Source organism: Nocardia sp. No.11, from assembly GCF_038752175.1.
Lineage (GTDB): Bacteria > Actinomycetota > Actinomycetes > Mycobacteriales > Mycobacteriaceae > Nocardia > Nocardia canadensis.
The window spans coordinates 1862-22870 of sequence record NZ_JBCGFB010000041.1 but is presented as its reverse complement, the minus strand read 5'-3'; the positions used below and the strand labels follow the sequence as shown (position 1 = coordinate 22870).

At 67.1% G+C, this 21009-nt stretch carries 24 protein-coding genes; 15 read left to right on the top strand and 9 right to left on the bottom strand.

All coding sequences use genetic code 11. The annotated features are described in order from the left end of the window. Positions 1-133 precede the first annotated feature (133 nt). The 5 genes from V8688_RS15310 (at position 134) to V8688_RS15290 (ending at position 4606) form a co-directional block, all read left to right on the top strand. A complete protein-coding gene (locus V8688_RS15310) occupies positions 134-1468 on the top strand; it encodes a hypothetical protein (RefSeq protein WP_316573579.1) in 1335 nt (444 codons plus the stop codon). A gap of 177 nt (positions 1469-1645) precedes the next feature. Beyond that, the gene (gene rplM, locus V8688_RS15305) at positions 1646-2089 is read left to right on the top strand and encodes a 50S ribosomal protein L13 (protein ID WP_022567307.1); all 444 of its coding nucleotides are present in this window, start codon (positions 1646-1648) and stop codon (positions 2087-2089) included. Then, positions 2086-2601, top strand: coding sequence for a 30S ribosomal protein S9 (gene rpsI, locus V8688_RS15300; RefSeq protein WP_308248438.1), 516 nt, complete (start codon positions 2086-2088; stop codon positions 2599-2601). The genes rplM and rpsI overlap by 4 nt, the downstream gene beginning before the upstream one ends. A 164-nt stretch (positions 2602-2765) precedes the next feature. Continuing rightward, complete coding sequence (gene glmM / locus V8688_RS15295) at positions 2766-4103, top strand: phosphoglucosamine mutase (RefSeq protein ID WP_342801079.1); 1338 nt, start codon at positions 2766-2768, stop codon at positions 4101-4103. Positions 4104-4234: 131 nt separating this feature from the next. Beyond that, entirely contained in the window at positions 4235-4606 is a 372-nt protein-coding gene (locus V8688_RS15290) for a hypothetical protein (protein ID WP_218717728.1), read from the top strand. Here the strand turns inward: V8688_RS15290 and V8688_RS15285 are convergent, their stop codons facing one another. After that, a complete protein-coding gene (locus V8688_RS15285; RefSeq protein WP_218717729.1) occupies positions 4607-5038 on the bottom strand; it encodes a hypothetical protein in 432 nt (143 codons plus the stop codon). It lies immediately after the preceding gene. Between the two features lie 8 nt (positions 5039-5046). Beyond that, positions 5047-6687: an ABC-F family ATP-binding cassette domain-containing protein gene (locus V8688_RS15280; RefSeq protein ID WP_342801078.1), complete on the bottom strand. Its 1641-nt coding sequence runs from the start codon at positions 6685-6687 to the stop codon at positions 5047-5049. Between the two features lie 146 nt (positions 6688-6833). Here V8688_RS15280 and V8688_RS15275 point away from each other — a divergent pair, with 146 nt between their 5' ends. From V8688_RS15275 to V8688_RS15250, 6 genes are all read left to right on the top strand, one after another. Next, entirely contained in the window at positions 6834-7025 is a 192-nt protein-coding gene (locus tag V8688_RS15275) for a PspC domain-containing protein (RefSeq protein WP_218717731.1), read from the top strand. Between the two features lie 94 nt (positions 7026-7119). Next, positions 7120-7428, top strand: coding sequence for a DUF6802 family protein (locus V8688_RS15270; RefSeq protein WP_218717732.1), 309 nt, complete (start codon positions 7120-7122; stop codon positions 7426-7428). A gap of 98 nt (positions 7429-7526) precedes the next feature. Then, positions 7527-7859 carry a hypothetical protein gene (locus tag V8688_RS15265; protein ID WP_218717733.1) on the top strand — a complete coding sequence of 111 codons (333 nt, stop codon included), beginning with the start codon at positions 7527-7529 and terminating at the stop codon, positions 7857-7859. 27 nt (positions 7860-7886) lie between these two features. Then, positions 7887-9590 (top strand): hypothetical protein, encoded by a 1704-nt coding sequence (locus V8688_RS15260; protein ID WP_218717734.1) that lies wholly within the window; start codon positions 7887-7889, stop codon positions 9588-9590. Positions 9591-9640: 50 nt separating this feature from the next. Then, a complete protein-coding gene (locus V8688_RS15255) occupies positions 9641-10069 on the top strand; it encodes a hypothetical protein (RefSeq protein ID WP_342801077.1) in 429 nt (142 codons plus the stop codon). 188 nt (positions 10070-10257) lie between these two features. After that, positions 10258-10596 (top strand): hypothetical protein, encoded by a 339-nt coding sequence (locus tag V8688_RS15250; RefSeq protein WP_342801076.1) that lies wholly within the window; start codon positions 10258-10260, stop codon positions 10594-10596. A gap of 68 nt (positions 10597-10664) precedes the next feature. Here the strand turns inward: V8688_RS15250 and V8688_RS15245 are convergent, their stop codons facing one another. The 6 genes from V8688_RS15245 to V8688_RS15220 form a co-directional block, all read right to left on the bottom strand. Next, on the bottom strand, positions 10665-12365 hold the full coding sequence (locus tag V8688_RS15245) for a serine/threonine-protein kinase (RefSeq protein WP_342801075.1): 1701 nt from the start codon (positions 12363-12365) through the stop codon (positions 10665-10667). A gap of 69 nt (positions 12366-12434) precedes the next feature. Then, on the bottom strand, positions 12435-14330 hold the full coding sequence (locus V8688_RS15240; protein WP_342801074.1) for a hypothetical protein: 1896 nt from the start codon (positions 14328-14330) through the stop codon (positions 12435-12437). 3 nt (positions 14331-14333) lie between these two features. Then, the gene (locus tag V8688_RS15235; protein WP_218717738.1) at positions 14334-14672 is read right to left on the bottom strand and encodes a hypothetical protein; all 339 of its coding nucleotides are present in this window, start codon (positions 14670-14672) and stop codon (positions 14334-14336) included. Positions 14673-14692: 20 nt separating this feature from the next. Next, positions 14693-15034, bottom strand: a complete 342-nt coding sequence (locus tag V8688_RS15230; RefSeq protein ID WP_218717739.1) for a hypothetical protein — start codon at positions 15032-15034, stop codon at positions 14693-14695. Beyond that, positions 15031-15558: a hypothetical protein gene (locus V8688_RS15225; protein WP_342801073.1), complete on the bottom strand. Its 528-nt coding sequence runs from the start codon at positions 15556-15558 to the stop codon at positions 15031-15033. The genes V8688_RS15230 and V8688_RS15225 overlap by 4 nt, the downstream gene beginning before the upstream one ends. Before the next feature lie 235 nt (positions 15559-15793). Then, positions 15794-16243 carry a hypothetical protein gene (locus V8688_RS15220; protein WP_218717741.1) on the bottom strand — a complete coding sequence of 150 codons (450 nt, stop codon included), beginning with the start codon at positions 16241-16243 and terminating at the stop codon, positions 15794-15796. A 72-nt stretch (positions 16244-16315) separates the two neighbouring features. On the opposite strand from V8688_RS15220, the gene V8688_RS15215 reads away from it, so the two are divergent. From V8688_RS15215 to V8688_RS15205, 3 genes are all read left to right on the top strand, one after another. Beyond that, positions 16316-16891, top strand: a complete 576-nt coding sequence (locus tag V8688_RS15215; RefSeq protein WP_342801072.1) for a YbaB/EbfC family nucleoid-associated protein — start codon at positions 16316-16318, stop codon at positions 16889-16891. After that, positions 16879-17238 (top strand): hypothetical protein, encoded by a 360-nt coding sequence (locus V8688_RS15210; RefSeq protein WP_218717743.1) that lies wholly within the window; start codon positions 16879-16881, stop codon positions 17236-17238. The genes V8688_RS15215 and V8688_RS15210 overlap by 13 nt, the downstream gene beginning before the upstream one ends. Positions 17239-17419: 181 nt before the next feature. Beyond that, positions 17420-18118 carry a hypothetical protein gene (locus tag V8688_RS15205; protein WP_342801071.1) on the top strand — a complete coding sequence of 233 codons (699 nt, stop codon included), beginning with the start codon at positions 17420-17422 and terminating at the stop codon, positions 18116-18118. Between the two features lie 47 nt (positions 18119-18165). Here the strand turns inward: V8688_RS15205 and V8688_RS15200 are convergent, their stop codons facing one another. Further along, complete coding sequence (locus V8688_RS15200) at positions 18166-19023, bottom strand: dienelactone hydrolase family protein (protein WP_342801070.1); 858 nt, start codon at positions 19021-19023, stop codon at positions 18166-18168. Between the two features lie 36 nt (positions 19024-19059). On the opposite strand from V8688_RS15200, the gene glmS reads away from it, so the two are divergent. Next, positions 19060-20940 carry a glutamine--fructose-6-phosphate transaminase (isomerizing) gene (gene glmS / locus V8688_RS15195; protein WP_218717746.1) on the top strand — a complete coding sequence of 627 codons (1881 nt, stop codon included), beginning with the start codon at positions 19060-19062 and terminating at the stop codon, positions 20938-20940. Positions 20941-21009: the final 69 nt, after the last annotated feature.

Here is a 21009-nt window from a genome sequence, read left to right as displayed (position 1 = left end):
CGGCAGCTCGCGTCACCACGGAGGGTGCCCGAGCATGCCTGAGCGGGCACCGCATGAGCGGGGATCGCAAGGTCAGGGCCATATCGGCGGGCATGCTGCGCGTGTCGCCCGCCGACCGGGCACACTTGAGCCTGTGACCGTTCGAGTTGGGGCCCTGCATCTGGGGTGGGATGTGGTGTCCGTTGCCGCGGGCGGCGGTGAGACTCCGATCCGCCCGGTTCAGGTGGAGGGCACCTACACCCCACCCGCCTATCTGCTCGCCGACGCCGCGGGCAGGCTGCACACCGCAGGTGTCGACCGGCAGCGACCGGATCTCGGCATGGCGATCGCCGACGTGCGCGACATCCTCGGGCACCCGCAGATCGTCATCGCCGGCGCCACCTGGCCCGCCGAGCTGGTGTTCCGGGCTCGGCTCTACAACCCGCTGGCCGCGGTCGGCAAGTACCTGCGCGGCAAGCCGCAGCTGGTCGCGCTGCCGTATCCGGACAGCTGGCCCGAGGAGAAGGTCGACACCTACGCCGCGCTCGTCGAGCAACTCGACGTGGTGGTCGAGCCGCTGCCGGAGAGCGTCGCGCTGTCGGGCTACGTGCGCGCGCTCGGGCTGGTCTCGCCGCCCAGCGAGCGGCACCGGCACGGCATCGGCGCGACCGGCGTGTACTCCGACGGCCGCACGCTGCTGGTCGTCGCGGTGCACGGCGACGACGAGCAGCCGACCGAATCGGTCGAGGTCGCGGTGACCGCGGAGGCGCTGCGCGATGCCCGCTCGGCCGACAATGTGGTGATCGAGGCGATGGCGGCGGCCCGCTCGATCGGCGCCGACACCTCGACGGTGCTGCTGGCGGGCAATGTCTGCTTCAACGACGCGCTGCGGCTGGCCTTCCAGAACCACCTCGGCCAGCGCCTGCACGTGGCCGATCACCCGATGCACGCGCTGGTCCTCGGTGCTGCGCATCTGCTGGTCACCGAGCCGGACCTGGACGAAGACGACTATCCCGAGACACAGCACCCCGGCCAGGGGTATGCCGCGCAGGTCGGCTGGGGCGCCCCGGCGCCGCAGACCGGTCAGCCGCCGAGCCCCGCGGGCATCGTCGCCGGACCGCCCGCGCAGGCGAGCGGATCGCCGCGGCACGCGCTGGCCGAGCCCGACGACGACGATCGCCGCGGCAAGCTGATGGGCAAGGTGAAGAAGGGCTTCTTCGGGGCACCGGCGGTGCTCGGCATGGTCGCACTGGCGGCGACGGGCCTGCACGCGAATGCCGCCGGTCCCGCGGTCGCGGCCGAGGGGGAGCGGGTGACCTGCGCGTTCACCCCGTACGCGAACACGGTCCCGCCGGAGGGCATCGCGAGCGCGCGCGGCGGCGGCCTGATCGAGGACAACGCCTGCGTCACCCCGGGCATCGATACGCTGCGCTACCTGATCCCCGGGCCCGCGGGCGCGACCGACCCCGGCCCGCCGGTGGTGATCTAGCCGCTCGCCCGATTGTGGTGGTGTGATGCGTAGCTGGTATCGTGGCTCGCTGGCGTGTGGAACGCCGAACCGTTCGCGGATCGGCGTCTCCTCGAAGTCCCGGGTCTCCACCGGCCGCCGGGACGCTCTCGAACCACACCCGTGGCCGGCAACACCGACGACAGACAGGGAACGACTGTGCCTACGTACAGCCCCAAGGCGGGTGACGTGACCCGTAAGTGGTACGTCATCGACGCCACTGACGTAGTCCTCGGCCGTCTTGCCGTGCAGGCCGCTGGCCTGCTGCGCGGCAAGGGCAAGCCGACCTACGCCCCGCACGTCGATGGTGGCGACTTCGTCATCATCATCAACGCGGACAAGGTTGCCATCTCCGGCAACAAGAAGCAGGACAAGCTCATCCACCACCACAGCGGACACCCGGGCGGCCTCAAGTCGCGCACTGTCGGCGAGGTGTTGGCGACCCGTCCCGATCGTCTCGTGGAGAAGGCCGTCAAGGGCATGATCCCGAAGAACAAGCTGGGTAACGCGATCGCGGGCAAGCTGAAGGTCTACGCAGGCCCGAACCACCCCCACGCCGCGCAGCAGCCGGTTCCGTTCGAGATCAAGCAGGTGGCCCAGTGACCGCTCCTGAAGAGTTCAACGAAGAGTACGACGTGGTCGACGAGACCGTGGTCGAGGTTGTCGAAGACGGCGAAGGCTACGAAGCCGAGTACGTCGAAGAGGCCACCTACGCCCCGATCGTGATCGATCGCCCGGTGCAGACCGTCGGCCGCCGTAAGGAAGCCGTCGTTCGCGTGCGCCTGGTTCCCGGCTCGGGCAACTTCGTGCTCAACGGCCGCACCATCGAGGACTACTTCCCGAACAAGGTGCACCAGCAGCTCGTGAAGTCCCCGCTGGTCACCGTCGAGCGTGTCGAGAGCTTCGACATCTTCGCTCGCCTGGTCGGTGGCGGCCCGTCGGGTCAGGCAGGCGCTCTGCGTCTGGCCATCGCCCGCGCGCTGATCGAGGTCACCCCCGAGGATCGCCCCGCGCTCAAGCGTGCCGGCTTCCTGACTCGTGACCCGCGCGCCACCGAGCGTAAGAAGTACGGTCTGAAGAAGGCCCGTAAGGCGCCTCAGTACTCGAAGCGCTGATTTACGCACTGCCGGCCACCGTCCCGCGCATACGCTAGGTATGCTGCCCGCGAGAGCGGGGAGGGGCTCGGTCGGTGGAGCACGTGTGCGAGAGCAGGCTTCCAGCACGGCTGGTCGCCTGCTCTCGTGCTGTATTCGGGGACCTACTACCAGTAGAGGGTTTTATGGGACGGCTGTTCGGCACAGACGGTGTTCGCGGGCTCGCCAACGAGTCACTGAGCCCGGAACTGGCGATGCGCGTCGCGGGTGCGGCCGCGCAGGTGCTCTCGCGCGGCAAGAAGCGCGCGGTCGCGGTGCTCGGCCGGGATCCGCGGGCCAGCGGCGAGATGCTCGAGGCCGCGGTGACCGCGGGCCTGACCTCCGTCGGTGTCGATGTCCTCTCGGTGGGTGTGCTGCCCACCCCGGCCGTGGCGTACCTGACCGGCCTCTACGACGCGTGCTTCGGCGTGATGATCTCCGCCTCGCACAATCCCATGCCCGACAACGGCATCAAGATCTTCGCGGCGGGCGGGCACAAGCTCGACGACGCCGTGGAACAGCGGATCGAAGCGCTGATCACCGAGGGCGTCACGGTGCGTCCGACCGGTGCGGGCATCGGCCGCGTGCGCGGCGACTACACCGTCGAGGGCACCCATGAACGCTATGTCGAGCACCTGCTCGAGTCCACCGGCCAGGACCTGTCCGGCCTGACCGTCGTCGTCGACTGCGCGCACGGCGCGGCCTCGGAGGTGGCGCCGCAGGTGTACCGGGAGGCGGGCGCGACGGTGATCGCGATCAACGCCGAACCCGACGGCCTCAACATCAACGACGGCTGCGGCTCGACCCATCTCGACGCGGTCCGCGCCGCCGTCCTCGCCCACGGCGCCGACCTGGGCATCGCCCTCGACGGCGACGCCGACCGGTGCCTGGCGGTGGACGCCGCGGGCGAGATCGTCGACGGTGACGCGATCATGGCCGTGCTGGCGCTGGCGATGCGGGAGTCGGGCGAGCTCGTCGCCGACACCCTGGTCGCGACCGTGATGAGCAACCTGGGCCTGCACATCGCCATGCGCGCCGCCGGGATCACCGTGCTCACGGCCGCCGTCGGCGACCGCTACGTGCTCGAAGAGCTGCGTCGCGGCGGGTTCAGCCTCGGTGGCGAGCAGTCCGGGCACGTCGTGTTCCCGAGCTACGGCACCACCGGTGACGGCGTGCTCACCGGCCTGCGGCTGATGGCGCGGATGGCCCAGACCGGGCGTCCGCTGAGCGAGCTGGCCGCGGTGATGAGCACCGTGCCGCAGGTACTGGTGAACGTGCCGGTCAGCGACAAGGCCGCGGTCGCCGCCGCTCCCGAGGTGCGGGACGCGGTCGCCGAGGCCGAGCGGATTCTCGGCGAGTCCGGCCGGGTGCTGTTGCGGCCCAGCGGAACCGAGCAGCTGGTGCGGGTGATGGTCGAGGCCACCGACCCGGCGCAGGCGCGTCAGCTCGCCGACGATCTGGCCAAACGGGTCGCGGCAGTCTGACTCCACCTGGCGGGTCGCGCCCGGCCCATCTACTATCGGCATACGCCGTAGGACCTGTGTGCCGGTGGCGCGTGTGCTGCTCGGCGCACCGGATAGTTTGGCGCGCAGCACGATTCGAAGGGGGCCGATTCATGCCGCCGCTGTCTGCCCGGAACTACCGCGACGAGGACCGCTACCCGGTCGACTACGGCGAGCCCGATCCCTACCACCGCTGCGGTGGCGCGTGCGGCCGGCCGGGGTGCCGGGATGTGCCGCAGGGGTATTCGCACACCGTCCCGATCCGCGACGAGGGCTACGGTCAGCCGGTCGAGCACTACGAGCCGGTCGGCGAACCGTCGCGCGGGTATTCCTTCCCCGTGCCACGGGTGCCGCGCTCCCGGTCGTTCATCGTCGTCGTGGCGATCCTGTTCGTGACCGGTCTCGCCGGACTGATCGGCGCGAAACTCGGGTCCGACATCGACCTGTTCGGTGCCGCGGAAGCGGCCGTGGTGCAGTCGTTCTGATCAGAACTGGCCGACGGCGAATCCGCTGAACAGCACCAGGAACCCGACGATCTCGCCCACCATCAGCCCGTACATCGACAGCCGCAGTTCGGCGGGGATCCGCCCGGCGAACTGGTTGGTCGTGTCGCGCCGCCACCCGTGCAGCGCGTAACTGGCGATCGCGCCCGCGAAGAACGCGAGAATCACCAGGTCGGCGCTCAGGTTGACCACCGTCGGCCACGCGCTGAGCTCGGTGAACACCGCGAGCAGCACGCCGGCGAAGGAATACAGCAGCGCCGCCCGATGCGCGATGTCGACGTAGACGTGCGCCGCGCCCGCGGCGGAGGTGCGGATGCCGTGGTACTTCCACACCCCGAGCAGCAGGGCGCTCAGGAAGATCAGCCCGGTGACGAGCAGCGTGACGCGGGTGTCGATCCCCAGCGCGATGTCCATGCAACGTCCTAACCCTCGGTGAGCGTCCCGCTCGTCATGTGCCAACGGCGGGTCGCACGAACAGAATCCAGCATCCGGCGATCATGCGTCACCAGAATCAGCGTGCCGGTGAAGGATTCGACGGCCTGCTCGAGCTGTTCGATGGCGGGCAGGTCGAGGTGGTTGGTCGGCTCGTCCAGGACCAGCAGGTTCACGCCGCGCGCCTGCAGCAGCGCCAGCGCGGCGCGGGTGCGCTCGCCGGGCGACAGGGTGTCGCAGGCCCTGGTCACGTGTGGACCGCGCAGGCCGAATTTCGCCAGCAGCGTGCGCACGTCGGCATCGGGCCACTCGGGCATCGCGGCGCTGAAGGTGTCGGCCAGGGCGTCGGGTCCGCGGAACAGCCCGCGAGCCTGATCGACCTCGCCGATCAGCACACCGGAACCCAGTGCGGCCGAACCGGAATCGGGCGCGATCTTACCCAGCAGCAAACCGAGCAGGGTGGACTTGCCCGAACCGTTGGCGCCGGTCAGCACGATCCGGTCGGCCCAGTCGATCTGTGTGGTGATCGGCCCGAGGACGAAATCGCCGCGCCGCACGACGGCGTTCGCCGCGGTCGCCACCACCGCGCCGCTGCGGGGCGCGGTCGCGATCTCCATCCGCAGCTCCCACTCCTTGCGCGGCTCCTCGACCACGTCCAGCCGCTCGATCCGGCGCTGGGTCTGCCGGGCCTTGGCGGCCTGCTTCTCGGTGGACTCGGCGCGGGTCTTGCGGCCCATCTTGTCCGAGTCGTTCTTGCCCTTGCGCCGCGCATTGCGCACGCCGTGCTCGAGCCAGTTGCGCTGCATCTGCGCCCGCGCCTCCAAACCAGCCTTGGTGTCGGCGAATTCGTCGTAGGCCTCGCGGGCGTGTTTGCGGGCGATCTCCCGCTCGGCCAGGTACGCCTCGTACCCGCCGTCGTAGAGCCCGACCTGCTGCTGGGCCAGATCCAGCTCCAGCACCCGATTCACGGTGCGCGCCAAGAACTCCCGATCATGGCTGATCACCATCAGGGGCACCCGGACACCTGTGACGAAGCGCTCCAGCCGGTCCAGGCCGTCGAGGTCCAGATCGTTGGTCGGCTCGTCGAGCAGCAGAATGTCGAAGCGCGACAACAACACCGAAGCCAGCCCCGCGCGGGCGGCCTGACCGCCGGACAGTCCCGTCATCGGGGTATCCAGGCCGCTGACCAGTCCGTGGGTGAGCCCGAGATCGGCGGCCACCTCCTCGGCGCGCTGGTCCAGATCCGCGCCGCCGAGTGCCAGCCAGTGCTCGAGAGCGGGCGAATAATCGTCGTCCCCGCCGTCACCGAGCCGTTCCGCCGCGGCGTCCATCACCTGCTGCGCGTGCGCGACCCCGGTCCGGCGGGCCAGGAACTCGAGGACCGTCTCGCCCTCGATCCGCTCCGGCTCCTGCGTCAGATACCCGACCGTCGCGTCCGGCGGGCTGAGCGTGATGCTGCCCTCGCCGGCCACCCCGTCGGCCAGCATCCGCAGCAGCGTCGACTTGCCCGCGCCGTTGACCCCGACCAGCCCGATCACATCGCCGGGCGCGAGGGTGAAATCGAGGTCGGCGAACAGCGTCCGCTCGGCGTGGCCGGCGGACAGACCGGTGGCTTGCAATGTCGTGCTCACCGCCTAAGTCTGCCCGCCTCGGGGTCGGACCCTGAGATCGGGCCCGCCGGAAATCAGGGTGCGGATGGGTCTGCCGACCGATGCGGGCCGGGGTCCCGGCTCGGCACAGTGGAGTCATCACCACTTCCCGAGGAAGGCAACACACAATGACTGCCCCCGCCCGCCGCTTCACCCGTTCGACCAGCGACACATGGATCGCAGGCGTCTGCGGTGGCATCGCCGAGTACTTCGGCTGGAACGCCAACGTCGTCCGTCTGGTCTTCGTCGTCTCCTGCCTGCTGCCCGGCCCCCAGTTCCTCCTCTACCTGGTCCTGTGGCTGATCATGCCCAAGAAGTAGGGCCCGACCGCTCCGGCAACCGCTCGCGGATGACAGGATGGTGGCAACCCCGCCGCGCCGTCATCCGCGAGTTTTCCGTTTGAGGAGGAGTCCCATGGTCACCTCGGGCGACATCCCCGGCCTCGGCCTACCCGACATCGACGCCCATTCCCCCCTGGGCGGCCTCGGCCCGGTCGAGCTCCACACCCCGTCCCAAGACCTGGACGGCGACGGAGTAGTCGACTCCCTGACCGACGCCACCCCCCACGACACCACCATCTGGTCCGACTACGACCACGACGGTTTCGCCGATCACGTGACGGTGGTCGAGGCGGATGGGGATTACGCGGCGTGGGAGTACCACCGACATCCCGACGGGACATCGGAGTGGCGCAGGACCGACCAGGGGAACCTGGGGAAGTGAGTGAACTCGGCCCGCCGGTGAGGGAACCGGTGGGCCGGTTCGCGCGTCGAAATAGGTAGTGCGCCGCCGTGGCGCAGTCGGCACTGTGGAGGTGGGGGATGAGCACAACCGTCTCGAACGGGATCGTGGTGAATCAGGCCGCGGTCAGGCAATCGGTCGATGATCTGAAGACCACTGTCGGTGAGTTGCGCAAAGCCGCGACGAATATCAATGCGTGGGGGTCCGGTGTAGAGGCAGGGCGTGCCTATGCCGACCGCGGTCAGAAGATCGCCACCGGGTTCGATCGAATCAGCGGCTGGCTGAACCGATGGACCACCGCCACCGACTACACCGCGGGAGCGATCGGTACCGCGACCATCGAACTGGTCGGGGTCGACAACTCCAACGCCCAGGACCAGAAGAAGATCGCCGCTCAGGCCGCCGGGCAATGAGCGTGCTCACAGGGGAGGTGATCAATCATGGCTGACACCGTCGACGGGGTACTCGATGATGGCGCTGCCAAGGGCCTGGGGTTTTTCACAGATTTGACACCGAGGTATCTGCGAGCATTTCCCGCGGCGGAGACGATGACTCTGTCGTCGATCTACGCGGCATACGACGCAGAACGCGGCCTCAACCTTCAGACATTGGCGGCAACAGCGGCTGGCCTCCAGATGGCGCTGACCACCGCGAAGTCTCAGTCCGACAAACAACGCCAGGTCAGCCAGGTGCTGCCCGTGTCGTGGCAGGGGGAGGCGGGGACCCGCGGTATCCAAGTCGTTGCGAGTCTGGCGAGTCATTCGGAGACGGACTGTACGGCCGTGCAGAAGGTCCTCGATGCCTTGAACACGGCGAGCACGACGATCCTGCAGACTGTGAAGGACAAGGTCAAGGCTATCGACGAACTGTTGGTGGACGGCAAGGTCACGGTCGCGAATCTGACGCCGACCGATATCGACCAGGTGATCACCGGCAAGGAAACGGGGGAGATCGAGAAGGAAGTCTGGGAGAAGATGATTCCTGGCGCGATCTTCCCGAAGAAGTACCCCGAGCAGATCAAGACCGAGTGCGAGCGATGGCTGAATCAGACGTTCGTGTTCAAATACGAGCAAAGCGTGACCGCATTCAACTCGGCCTGCTCGATTGCGCGCACGGCGATCGAGGGCAAATACGACCTTATCGTCACCGCGCTCAACGCAGTCGAGGAAAAGTCGTACGACGGCGCGAAGTCCGTCGCTGCCACCACGACAGAGGAGCAGAAGACCCCTCCGGCCGGCACACAGGTGAAGGCCAACGGCGATCAAACCACGGCCGCAGGCACCCAAACGACGACGAATGGCAACCAGTCGACCTCGGCCGGGAATCAAACTACGGCGGCGGGTACCCAGACCTCGAACGGTGACACGTCGACGACCACCGGCTCGACGACGAAGACAACGACCGGAGCGAAGACTACCGACGATTCCAGCACCACCACCGACGACGATTCGGATACCAGTGACGCGCTGAGTACCCTCACCTCGACGATCAGCGAACTCGGCACCACCCTCTCGGAAGCGCTGACCGGCGATCTCGGTGACACGCTCACCTCGGCGGTCGAATCGGTTGGTACCTCGATCAGCGACGGCATCGAGCAGTTGACCGAGCAGGCGAGCAGCTTGCTGTCCGGCGAGACGGAGGCTTCGTTCCAACTCGGCGATACCGAGGTGAGCATCGAGGCCAGCGAGAACGGGCTGTCGTTGACGACGACCGATGCCAACGGTGGCTCGACGCAGTACACGTTGACGTTGGACGAGAACGGGATTCCGGTGCTGACGCAGGATTCCACGTCCGTCGATGGCGCAACGACCGGGCAGGCGGACGACACCACGGGCGTACTGGGCTCGGGCACACCGCAATCCGGTAGCGGCCAGGGTGAAGCCGGGCTCGCCGAGGCGGGTACCGGAGGCCGTGGTGGCGCGGATGCGACCACATCCGAGACTCCCGATCTGACGAACGCCCCGGTCACCAGCGAGATCGGTTCGGGCGAACAGTCTTCGGGTTCCGTCGCTGGTGGTGTGCCCGTCGGTCCCCGGTCGACCAAGCAGGAGACCGACGGTGAGCATGTGCCGAGCGTCGAGGATCACCCGGTGAGCGACCCGGGCGACAGCGGCGCGGTTCTCGCCGAGGCAGGGCCGCTGTGACCGCGGTGAGCGCTGCCGGTTCGCCATCGATTCCGGGAGAATGATCGACCGTGGACTACGCGGCAGAGATCGAGCAGATCGCGGCGGACGCGCGTCGGCGTTCGGCGATCTTGATGGACGAGATCGACGAGATCAACCGTCAGACCTCGCTCCGTGCAGAACAGTTCGCGGTCGACGCCGCCCAGCGGCTACGCGAGCTGGCCGATGCGGAGCCGGAAGCGGAGGCTGCGGAATCCGCTGAACCGCAACCGGTCCAGCCCGAACCGGTGTACGAGCCTGCCCGCGCTGCCGCACCCCCGGTGCTCGCGACCTTCGTCCCCGACCCGTCGATGACTCCCGAGCAGCAGCGGCAGGCCGAGATCCGGGCAGCGGTCGCGCGGGCTCGGGCAGCGCGGGAAGCTCGGTCGACGGTGGCGCCGTCCGACGGCGACTACGATTCCGAATCCGAGTACTACCGTCGCTCTACTTGGCTGGACTGACGAGGTCTGATCGGACAACCTAGGCGCATTCGGGGTGCGCCGAAGACTGGGAGGAATCCGGGTCAGGCCGCACTGAACCCGATATCGGCAGGAAGAATGTACGGATCTGTACGGTTTTCGGTAGCTTTGCCTGCGTCATCGTCCATCCGGACGAGTACCCCGAGACCGACCGTCGGCGCGGTCGCGCGATGAATGAAGCCATCCGCCTGCTGACATCGGCGGCGACACCCGACCCCGAGTTCGGCGACGACCTCGAGGCCGTGCGTAGCACGGAACTGCGGTCCCGACGTGAGGCGTTCGTGGAAATGGCGACCGCCGCGTTTCCGCCACAGCCGTTCGACATGCTCGCGGCCCGAATTCGTGCGGGTGTGTGGGCCGATCTAGCGCGGCGGGGCCAGGAGATCGGTGCCCATGACGTCCTGGTCGCCGCTACCGCGATGAGCATCGGCTGGCAAGTCGCTACGGCGAACGTCCGCCACTTCGAACGCATTCCAGGACCCGAGGTTCGAGCGGTCCGTCTCAGCTGAAGACGCGACCGAGTCGATCGCGTGGAGATCGTTTCCGGCCAACCGGACCGGATTGCGCAGTGCGCGGTTCAGTCTGCGTTGCGCCGGGTCGTCAGGCGAATCGCGAGAGCCACGAAGACGACGGCCACCGAGAGGGCACTCCACATCAGCAGCGACGGCTCGTTCTGCGTGTACATGATCGGAACGGCGGCGGTGAGTGCCGCGGATCCGCCGGCCAGTGTCCAGGTGACCGGTGCTTGCTGCGGGCCGGTGCGGAGTGCGGGGGGTTGCGCGATCAGCAGGATCAGCGCCAGCAGCGCGAGTGGTGGGATCGTGAGTTGCAGGAGGTAGAGGTTCGGCCAGAGGCTCCACCACCCCTGATCCATCGTGAGATAGATCAGCTCGATGGCGCCGACCAGCGTGACGGGGACGGCGGCGAGAACCGCGGCCACGCCCGCATCGAGGGGCTTCGGTGCCCGCGTGCTGAAGATGACCGCCAGGGCGCTGCCCATTGTCGCGGCGGCTGATATCACTACGGCGGCGCTCACCGCGGCCCTCGGGAAGGAACCTTGTCCCAGTGCCAGGGCCAGCGGGCTGCCGATCGCGCAGATCGTGAGGCCGACGGCGAGTGCTGTTCGAGATCCGAGGAGATGGCCCCATCTGGCCGCCGACACCAACGGGACCAGCACGGCCAGCGCAAGGGCGGGCCCCACCATGACCTCCGGGTACCACCTCAACCAGTAGGCCAGTCCGCGGGTGCTGAGCGCGAGAGCGAAGAACGCGCACCACAGCGTCAGCAACAGGGGACTTCGGCCCATCGGGCCCGGGTGCCGCGGTGGCACGCGCGCGGGTATCGCGGGCGGAGGAAAGTTGTGCGGCGGTGCGGCGATGGGCCGGGCATTCGCTGGTAGCGGTGGTCTCCCAGCGGGGGCGGCGAAGCCCGCCGGTGCGGCGGCGTGATTGCCCACCGCACGAGCGGCTGCCAGGGCGAACTCCGTGCAGGAAGCGAACCGGTGATTCGGATCCTTCGCCAATGCGCGTTGGATAACCAAGTCGAGCTCGGGCGCCGATCCCGGTCGTCGTTCGGACACCCGAGGTGCCGGCGCGGCCAGGTGGGCGCCGATCACCGCGGCCGGGTTCGTGGCGGTGAAAGGGGGTGTGCCGGTGAGGAAGGTGAATAGTGTGCAGGCCAGAGAATACTGGTCGCTGCGGTGATCCAGTATTCGGCCGGAAAGCTGTTCAGGAGACGCGTAGGCCAGCGTGGCGGTGAATGTGCCGGTCTGGGTAACGCCGCTGACATCGTCGCGGAGCCGCGCGATGCCGAAGTCCGCGAGGAGCACCCGTTCGGGTAGGTGCGGATCAGGACTGGACAGCAGGATGTTGGCGGGCTTCACGTCGCGATGCAGGATGCCGCGACCGTGGGCGAAGTCCAGCGCCGCGGCGATTTCGATGATGATGCGGATCGCCCGCGCCGGATCGACGCTGCCGAGGGTGCCGCCATCGCATCCGGGAACGTATTGCATGGCGATCCACAGATTCGGCCCTTCGATGCCGCGATCCTGCACGGCCACGATGTTCGGGTGATCGAGTCGTGCCACCAGATCGGCTTCACGTTCGAATCGCTGCCGAATCTCATTGTCGCCCAGTAGATCTGCGTTGAGAATCTTGAGAGCTACCTGGCGCGGCAGTCGCGGATGCCGGGCGAGATACACCGTACCCATTCCGCCTCTGCCCAGGATCCGTTCAATCCCATAGCCGGCGAAGGTCTCCGAAATCCCCCTGGTGTCCACAGTTGTTCCTGTCTTTCTGGCGTCGCGAGGTTCGGCGGATGCGTCCGGTGATCGGTTCCTCCGGGTGACTTACAGTGGGCCGGCCTCCGCCAGTTGTGCACCCGAATCGCCGGCCTGGGTATCGGGGACCGTAGGTGGTGGTTCGGCGGCGGGCTCGTCCTCGGCGGTCCAGGCCGGGGCGCCGTGGTAGCTACCCGGGTTGTGTTCGGCTTCCTGGCCTTTGGCATTGAGCGAGCCGGTCGGATTCGGCGTCGCGCCGGACGATGTCCCGGCGTCTTCGAGGCCCGCGGGGCCTTGGCCGGAGGATGCCGAGGGCTCGCCGGTGCCGACAGAGCCCGTCGAGGCGGTGTCGCTCACCACGGGGATGCCGTTCTCGTTCAGGGTGAGGCCGTATTGATGGGAGGTGCCGGTGGAGTCGGTTGTGGTGAGTTGAAGCTGTCCATCCGTGCCGGTGGCCAAACTCAAAGTGGTTCCCGCAATATTGAATTCGGTCGAACCGGTGCTGCTGAACAGAGTGCTCAACTGCTCGATGCCGCTGGTGATCGATGTGCCGAGCGAGCTGAGGCCGGTGCCGATCGATTCGGCGATGGACTCGGCAGAGGTCGATGATCCCGAGGTCAGGCTCGACAGTTCGCTGACCACGGAACTCAATGTCGACAGCCCACTCGAGACCGTGGAGAGCAGGCTGCTCAGGTCCGTGGTCGAGCTGTCGTCGTCATCGTCATCTGTCGATGTCGGGTTCGTGATTCCGGCGGTGGTTGTCTTCGTCTCGTCCGTTGTCGTGCCGGTGGCGCCGGTCGAGGTGTCGGTTGTGGTGCCCGCCGGGTTGGTCGCCGGTGATGTGCCCGGTGACTGGGGATTCGGTTGCTCGGTGGTCGGAGCTGGTGGCGTGGACAGATGCTCGACATTGTTCAGTGCGTCGGTGACGACCTTCAGATATGCCTTGACCGCCGTGTCTGTTTCGGTGCACAGATTTGTGTAGGCCCTGAAGTATCCCTCGGCGCTCTCGCGAAAGTGTTTGCGCCATTGGTCGCAGAGTGCCTGGGCTTGATCATCGAAATAGGTGGGGTCCATCCCGGCTCTGTAGTCCGTGAGAACATCTGTGGTTCTGGCGACACCGAACACGCCACGGTCCATCAGTTCCTCGACACGAAACCGGACCTTATCGCCGATTCCTCGTCGTTCGGCATAGTTGAGGATCAACGACACATCATCGTCGCCTGACGACGCGTCGTCGCCGCCTTTGTCGTTGAAGGTTAGGCCGCCCCAACTTCCATTGGTCATGTCGACGCCATTGATTTTGGTGACTTCGTAGAGCTTGCCGAAGGCGTTGGCCTTTCGCTGTAGGCAGCTCTTGATCCCGTCGACGGCGGCTTCGAGAACAGTGGGCAGCTGGCCGATTTCCGTGGCTGCTTCGTCGGACCAGGAGTTCAGGTTGCTCAGCTTGGCCTTCGCCGCGCTACCACTCGTGCCTTGCCATGCGCCGTCGAGGACCCGCACGGCCTGCTCCTGATCACTCTGCGCGGTCTCGATCTTGGGCATCGCGGCTGAAATGCGGCGAGCGGCTCCGACGAGATTGTTCAGCTTCATGTCCGCTTGCTTGAAGTACGCCTTGGCCATTGCGTCTTCGGAGTCCAGCGAGATGCCGGTGGCCGTGGGGGCCCCGGAGAGCTCGTACCGTTCCTGTACCAGATAGAACCACTTCAGGAACGGTTTGTAGACGTCACCGCCCATGCTTCCGTTCGAGGCCCAAGGTGTCGACCCGTACGACAGGATCTGGCTTGCGTCGAATGCCGTGTTGTACGTGCCGGAGTCGGCCGAGATCGTCTCGTCGACTTTGACGTCGCCTGCGGCATGATCGCCGTAGCCCGCCCACACGGCGGACCTGTCGGTTCCGGCCCCGTTGACGGTGACCCACGCGCCCGCATTGCCCGCACCCAAGCTGAGCTTGGAATCGTCCGACATGGCCTACTTCCCCCCGATGGTCAGATCGCCCTTGGTGTCGACCGAGACCGTATTGATCGCGGCGGAGAACTGCGCGTCGGTGTACTGCACGCTGTCGGCGCTATTGGTCAGCGCGTCGCCGAATGCGGTGCAGGCGCTCGACCAGTTCTTCACCGCGGTGGTGGTGTGCTCGAAGCCAGTGACGATAGCCGCCGCTTCGGCGGCGTACTCGGCGCCCAGGTCGTTCTTGTCGAACATGTTTCCCCAGGACCCGGCGACCGCCGACAGTTCTTGCGCGGCGCCACGCAGCTTGGCGCTCTGTGCGCGGACAGTGTCCGCGTTCATGTTCAACCAGTCACTCACCGGAAATCCCCTCCATACCGCTACACCAGCCACGAGTCACGGCCGAACCCATTGGCTCGTGCGTCGTCGACGTCGGTCCAATCCGACGGCTGCACATAGACTTCCCGGCTGTGGGCCGGTGATGCCGCTTGCTGTGCTCGCATTCGGTACTCGTACATCAGTCGGTCGCGTTCCTCGCGGGCTTCTCGCGCCGCGCGTTCCTCCGGCGTCTCGGCGCCGAACCCCATCGCGGCGACTCGCTCGCCGATCTGCTGGGTCGCCTCGTCGGCTTCGCGCTCGACCTGTTCGACCCGGCTTTCGACCTGATGGGTGGCGGCGATGTGGTCGTTGGTGATGCTGTCGATTCTGGCGAGCCAGTTCATCGCGGACCACCGCCCCATGGTGTCGACATGGCATGTTCCTCTTGTTCGTGCAGCCGGGTGAGGGCTCGATCGATCCAGTTCGTGAAGAGCGTGGTCAGGTCGGCGGCGCCGGCCCGACTCAGCCGTACGTGCTCGCGGTTGCGCTGCATGAGATAGCGACCGTCGTCGGTGAAATCGAACCAGCGTGCGCTGGACCGGGGTTCGGGGCGATCGGTGATCGGGCCGGTGCGCCGTTGTGCCCAGGCGGAACCTTCGCGGGGGAAGGTGATCGCCGCGCGGCCCGCGATCGTGGACTGCTCGCCTGGAGTCCACTGAGTACGTGGACTCTCACGGATGCTCTGCCCGGTGATGGTGGTCGCCGTGATACTCGCCGCGAATCCGTCACTTTGTGTCCACCTGCAGCCCAGCCACTTGCGAGAGCTACCCGGAGTATTCCAGTTGTTGTCCTCGCTCCCAGTCGATGTCGGAGCCGCGGTCGCCTGGTCATCCGGGCTGTCGGATCCACGCCCGCTCACCGCCAGCATCCCCGCGACAGCCAAGCCTGCGACCAGCGTCGTTCTCCGACTCGCCTGCACAGGTTTCTCCTACCGATTCCGGCACCCCGGGACTCCCCGCCCGATGAGCAACGACCTTACCGGACCGTCCAGGCGGCACGAGGCTGCTCATTCGACGCCGAACCGCAGTTCCGGTAGATCATCGCGACGGATCCGTTCCTATGGGGATTGGACGCGGCACCGGCCCTGTCGGTTCCCTGTTCCGTCAACGAGTGTCGCGGCGACGTACCTGCACGACTCGTGGGGTGGCGGAGTCGTCGCGACCAGACCGGGGGTTCCAGATGTGGCGCGCGAGATCTGGGATCGTCGGTCGGCCTCCGTCGCTCGGGCGAATCTTGACCAGCCCGAAGATCAGGTCACCGACACTCGCGCGTGCCCATCGCGGTAGCAGTACCGAGTTGACGATGATGACTGTCGCGACAGGCAGGACCACGACCGCCAGCAAGAGGCCCTCCGGGCTCTCGGGAAGTGCGATCAGGGACAGGCACGAGCCGAAGAACGTTGCCAGCCACAAGCATCCGTCCACCGTGCTCGCCAGGGAAGCGCGCATCGAACGAGGCGAGGGGTACCTCGGATCTCCCGGCGCACCATGATATTTCGCGACCTGCCGCTGCGTGGTATCGGCGGTGCGGTGCTCGGTCTCACCCGTGTTCATCGCGCCATTCTCACACGGGTAGGGTCGCGCTCACCGGGTGGCGGGATTCAGGGTATGGGGAGGAAAATTCTCGTGGAGAACAGGCTGGACGAGTCGATCGATCACGCACGCCGGTTCGCCGAACAGCTCGAGAATACGGCGAAGAGGTATGACGAGTTGCAACGCTCGATGGTCGCGCTGGCCGTTACCGCGAGATCGACGGACGGCAGCGTCGAAGTGACCGTGGACAGCAACGGGGTGCCCAGCGCGATCACCCTGGCCGAATCCACTCGGGGAAGGGATCCCGTGGTGGTGTCGGCCGCCATCATGGAATGTATGCGGAGTGCGCAGGCGAAACTTCGCCGGCAGGTCACGAATCTCGTGAGCGACGTGGTCGGGAACGATGCGCCTGCTGTCGACATGATCAGTCGATACGAGCAGCGGTTCCCTGATCCGGAGCCGATCGGTACGGCGGAACAGGACCTCGTGGCACCGAATTCCTTTGCACCGGAACATGCCTCGCGGCCACCAGCCGGGGAGATCGCCTATCCGCCGCCGCCGAGTCCCGCGCAGCCGTGGAGCCGAAAGCCGAACCGCGAAACGGTCGTCGCGCCGGATGAGCCCGACGAGGACGAGCAGTACTACAGCCGGAAGTCGTGGCTGGTCTGATCATGGGGAGTCCTGCTGATTTTTCGATTGATCCGGATGAAGTCCGCGCGCATGCGACCAAGATGACGAACCTGATGTCGAAGATGACCGCGGCTTTGGAAGCCGCCACCTATCTCGGCTCAGCGGATGACGGGTTCGGTGAGATACCTCGACCGTTCGTCGAATGGATATACGACGACGATCACGAGACGGCGATCGCCGCGATTCGGAAGTTGGCCGAATCGGTGTCGGTACTGCCCGGCAAGCTCGAGACCGTGGCGTCGGCGGTCGAAGACGTGGACGGAAAGTTCCGTGCGAGCTTGGATGGACTGAAAGCTGGGATCGCTGCATCGAACGGGGGTCGGTAGCAGTGGTCGGTTTCGATGACCCGAAGGCGCCTGAGAACGGGCTGCTCGCGAGTGGTGTGGACTCCAACCAGGCGTATTACCAGGAGGATGTGTCACTTCTTTCAACGTCGGTCTCAACGGTGACCAGAAGACAGGCACCCCTGGGATTCTGAAGGGCACGATCGCCGGCGACGCGTGGGATGTGTACGGCAACTTCGCGTCGGGGCAAGTCGACGCCGCCATGCTCGGCATGCTCGGATTGGCGGGCAGTGTCATGGAAGTCGCCTACAAGGTGTTGGATCCGTTTGCCTTCATCGGTAGTCAGGTCGCGAAATGGATACTCGACCACGTGGAGTTCATGCGGAAGGGCTTGGACGAGTTGGCCGGCAACCCGGACATCGTCGAGGCATATGGAAAGTCTTGGACGAAGATCTCCACCGAATTGACGGCCGTTGCCGCCGACTGGAAGTCCAGCGTAGAGCAGGATATCGACGATTGGCAGGGTGCTTCCGGTCAGCAGTATCGGGTCAGTGCCTCCAGCCTCATCGATCAAATCGATGCCGCTAGTGGCATCGCGGCCACGATGGGCAAGTCGATGGAGTCGGTGTCGAAGGCGGTCGACGCTGTTCGCACTCTGGTGCGCGACCTGCTCGCCAATTTGGTCGGCGCGGCGATCGGCTGGACGATCGAACTCATAGCGACGAGCGGTGCGGCGGCCGCGCACGTGATTCCCGCCGCACTGCGCCGAATAGCCCGGGACAGTCTTTCCTACGCAGACATGCTGAACGATCTGAAGAAGATCTTCACCGACATCAAGACTCTGATGGAGCCGATCGGCAAGGTCGGCGCGATCCTGACCGGTGGTTCCGGTCTCAATCAGGAGCAGCCGCAGCCCGCGTGATGTCGCACGACTCGAAGGTCGTCCGGTCGGATTCCCGCTGAGCTGGACTACTTCCGGATCAGCTTGGCGACTGTGCCGAGGGAGAGTTTGGGGGCTTCCTCCTCGACCACCGCGGTCGGGTCGACGACCTTGGTGTGGGGGAGGGCGGCTTCGGGGTCGGCGAAGGGGGCGTAGGTCTTGTCGCCGAGGAGGGTGGACAGGAGGTAGCCGGTGAGGAGGGCTCGGGTGGTCTTCTCGGTCTTGTGTTCGTAGCGGCCCGCGCCGAGGGCGGCGAAGAGGCGGCGGCCCTCGATGATGCCGTTGTGGGAGGCGCCGTCGATGGTGCGCAGGAGGGAGGGGCCGGCCCAGGCGGTGGCGAGAGCGCGGGCGTTGGAGTTGACCGAGTCGAGGTCGGTGGCGCCGGCCAGGATCAGGCCGGGCGTGTCGATATCGGGGGCGATGTTCTCCGCGGCCGGGGTGGTGGGGGCGGGGAACAGGGCGGCGACGGCGGCGACGCGGCGCTGGGCGGCCGCGATGACGGCCGCGCCAGCGCCCATGCCGTGGCCCGCCAAGGCGAGGCGGTCGGGGTGGACGCTGATGGTGCCGTCACCGAGGCGCACCCTGCTGACGATGTCGAGCGTGGTGAGCAGGTCGGTGCCGAGGTCCAGGTGTGACGGGATCGGGCCGCGTTCGGTGTCGGGCGCGGCGACGACGAAGCCCCACGAGGCGACGTGCTCGAGCAGGCTCTTGTAGTTCTCGGCGCTGGTCAGCCAGCCGTGCGCGAACGCGACGGCGGGCAGGCTCAGCCCGGATTCGGGGGTGTACACCACACCCGGCTGGCCCGCGATGCCCAGATTTCCGCGCAACACCCGGTGGGGGCCACGCGCGGACAGGGTGCTCAGGAGCGACTTCACAGACACCGACACGGCGAGAAGGGTATCCGATCAGTAGGGTGGGGGACCATGTGCGGAATCGTGGGCTACGTCGGGTACCGGGACGCGCTCGGCGTTGTCGTCGACGCGTTGCGACGCATGGAGTATCGCGGATACGACTCCGCGGGCGTCGCGATCCTCGACGGAAACGGGTCGATCGCGGTCGAACGCAAGGCGGGCAAGCTGGCCAATCTGGAGGCCGAGCTGGCCGAAGCCGGGGCCGAGCGGTTCGCGGGCACCAGCGGCATGGGCCACACCCGGTGGGCGACGCACGGCGCGCCGACCGACCGCAACGCGCATCCGCACCGGGACGCCTCCGGCAAGCTCGCCGTGGTCCACAACGGCATCATCGAGAACTTCGCACCGCTGCGCCGCGAGTTGGAGAACGCGGGCATCGAGCTGCTCAGCGACACCGACACCGAGGTCGCGGTGCACCTGGTGGCGCGCGCCTACGCCGAGGGCCCCACCGCGGGCGATTTCACCGCGAGCGCGCTGGCCGTCCTGCAGCGCCTCGAGGGCGCGTTCACGCTGGTCTTCACCCATGCCGATCACCCGGGCACGATTGTTGCCGCCCGGCAGTCGACGCCGCTGGTCGTCGGGGTCGGGCAGGGCGAGATGTTCATCGCCTCCGATGTCACCGCGTTCATCGAGCACACCCGCGAGGCGGTCGAGCTCGGGCAGAACCAGGCCGTGGTGATCACCGCCGACAGCTACACCGTCACCGACTTCGCCGGCAACACCGAGGGCGTGACGACCAGGCCGTTCACCATCGACTGGGATCTGGCCGCCGCCGAGAAGGGCGGCCACGACTACTTCATGCTCAAGGAGATCGAGGAGCAGCCGACCGCGGTCGCCGACACCCTGATCGGGCATTTCGTCGTCGACGAGAACGGCGGCCGGATCGTCCTGGACGAGCAGCGCCTCGCCGATCAGGAACTGCGTGAGTTCGACAAGGTGTTCGTCGTCGCGTGTGGCAGCTCCTACCACGCGGGCCTGCTGGCCAAGTACGCGATCGAGCACTGGACCCGGGTGCCGGTGGAGGTCGAGCTGGCCAGTGAGTTCCGCTATCGCGACCCGGTCCTGGACCGGTCGACGCTGGTGGTGGCGATCTCGCAGTCCGGCGAGACGGCCGACACGCTCGAGGCGGTGCGCCACGCCAAGGAGCAGAAGGCGCGCGTGCTCGCCATCTGCAACACCAACGGCGCGCAGATCCCGCGCGAGTCGGACGCGGTGATCTACACCAGGACCGGGCCGGAGATCGGTGTCGCCTCGACCAAGGCGTTCCTGGCGCAGGTGGCGGCCAACTACCTGGTCGGCCTGGCCCTGGCGCAGGCCCGTGGCGTGAAGTACCCCGACGAGGTCGCTCGCGAGTTCGCCGAGCTCGAGGCCATGCCGAAGCTGATCGCGCGGGTGCTCGAGACCGGTGCGCAGGTGCGGGCCATCGCGCGCGAACTGGCGCACGTGCCGACGGTGCTGTTCCTCGGCCGCCACGTCGGGTACCCGGTGGCGCTGGAGGGCGCGCTCAAGCTCAAGGAACTCGCGTACATGCACGCCGAGGGCTTCGCCGCCGGTGAGCTCAAGCACGGACCGATCGCGCTGATCGAGGACGGTCTGCCGGTCATCGTGGTGATGCCCTCGCCCAAGGGGCGCCCGGTGCTGCACTCGAAGCTGCTGAGCAATATCCGTGAGATCCAGGCGCGCGGCGCCCGGACCATCGTGATCGCCGAGGAGGGCGACGACACGGTGCGGCCGTTCGCCGACGACCTGATCGAGATCCCGGCCGCGCCGACGCTGTACCAGCCGCTGCTGTCGACGGTGCCGCTGCAGATCTTCGCCGCCGAGGTGGCGCAGGCGCGTGGCTACGACGTGGACAAGCCGCGCAACCTGGCCAAGTCGGTCACCGTCGAATAGATCGACTCCGCCCAACTCCGTCCCCGCACGCCCGACCCCTGGGGAGGGCAGGCCGACGAAGTCGGCCGT

Coding starts and splice junctions, on each gene's coding strand:
- V8688_RS15230 (WP_218717739.1), bottom strand. CDS start 15,034: ATGAACTGGCTCGCCAGAATCGACAGCATCACCAACGACCACATCGCC.
- glmM (WP_342801079.1), top strand. CDS start 2,766: ATGGGACGGCTGTTCGGCACAGACGGTGTTCGCGGGCTCGCCAACGAG.
- V8688_RS15260 (WP_218717734.1), top strand. CDS start 7,887: ATGGCTGACACCGTCGACGGGGTACTCGATGATGGCGCTGCCAAGGGC.
- V8688_RS15225 (WP_342801073.1), bottom strand. CDS start 15,558: ATGCTGGCGGTGAGCGGGCGTGGATCCGACAGCCCGGATGACCAGGCG.
- V8688_RS15240 (WP_342801074.1), bottom strand. CDS start 14,330: ATGTCGGACGATTCCAAGCTCAGCTTGGGTGCGGGCAATGCGGGCGCG.
- V8688_RS15220 (WP_218717741.1), bottom strand. CDS start 16,243: ATGAACACGGGTGAGACCGAGCACCGCACCGCCGATACCACGCAGCGG.
- V8688_RS15285 (WP_218717729.1), bottom strand. CDS start 5,038: ATGGACATCGCGCTGGGGATCGACACCCGCGTCACGCTGCTCGTCACC.
- V8688_RS15270 (WP_218717732.1), top strand. CDS start 7,120: ATGGTCACCTCGGGCGACATCCCCGGCCTCGGCCTACCCGACATCGAC.
- V8688_RS15265 (WP_218717733.1), top strand. CDS start 7,527: ATGAGCACAACCGTCTCGAACGGGATCGTGGTGAATCAGGCCGCGGTC.
- V8688_RS15275 (WP_218717731.1), top strand. CDS start 6,834: ATGACTGCCCCCGCCCGCCGCTTCACCCGTTCGACCAGCGACACATGG.
- glmS (WP_218717746.1), top strand. CDS start 19,060: ATGTGCGGAATCGTGGGCTACGTCGGGTACCGGGACGCGCTCGGCGTT.
- V8688_RS15250 (WP_342801076.1), top strand. CDS start 10,258: ATGAATGAAGCCATCCGCCTGCTGACATCGGCGGCGACACCCGACCCC.
- V8688_RS15290 (WP_218717728.1), top strand. CDS start 4,235: ATGCCGCCGCTGTCTGCCCGGAACTACCGCGACGAGGACCGCTACCCG.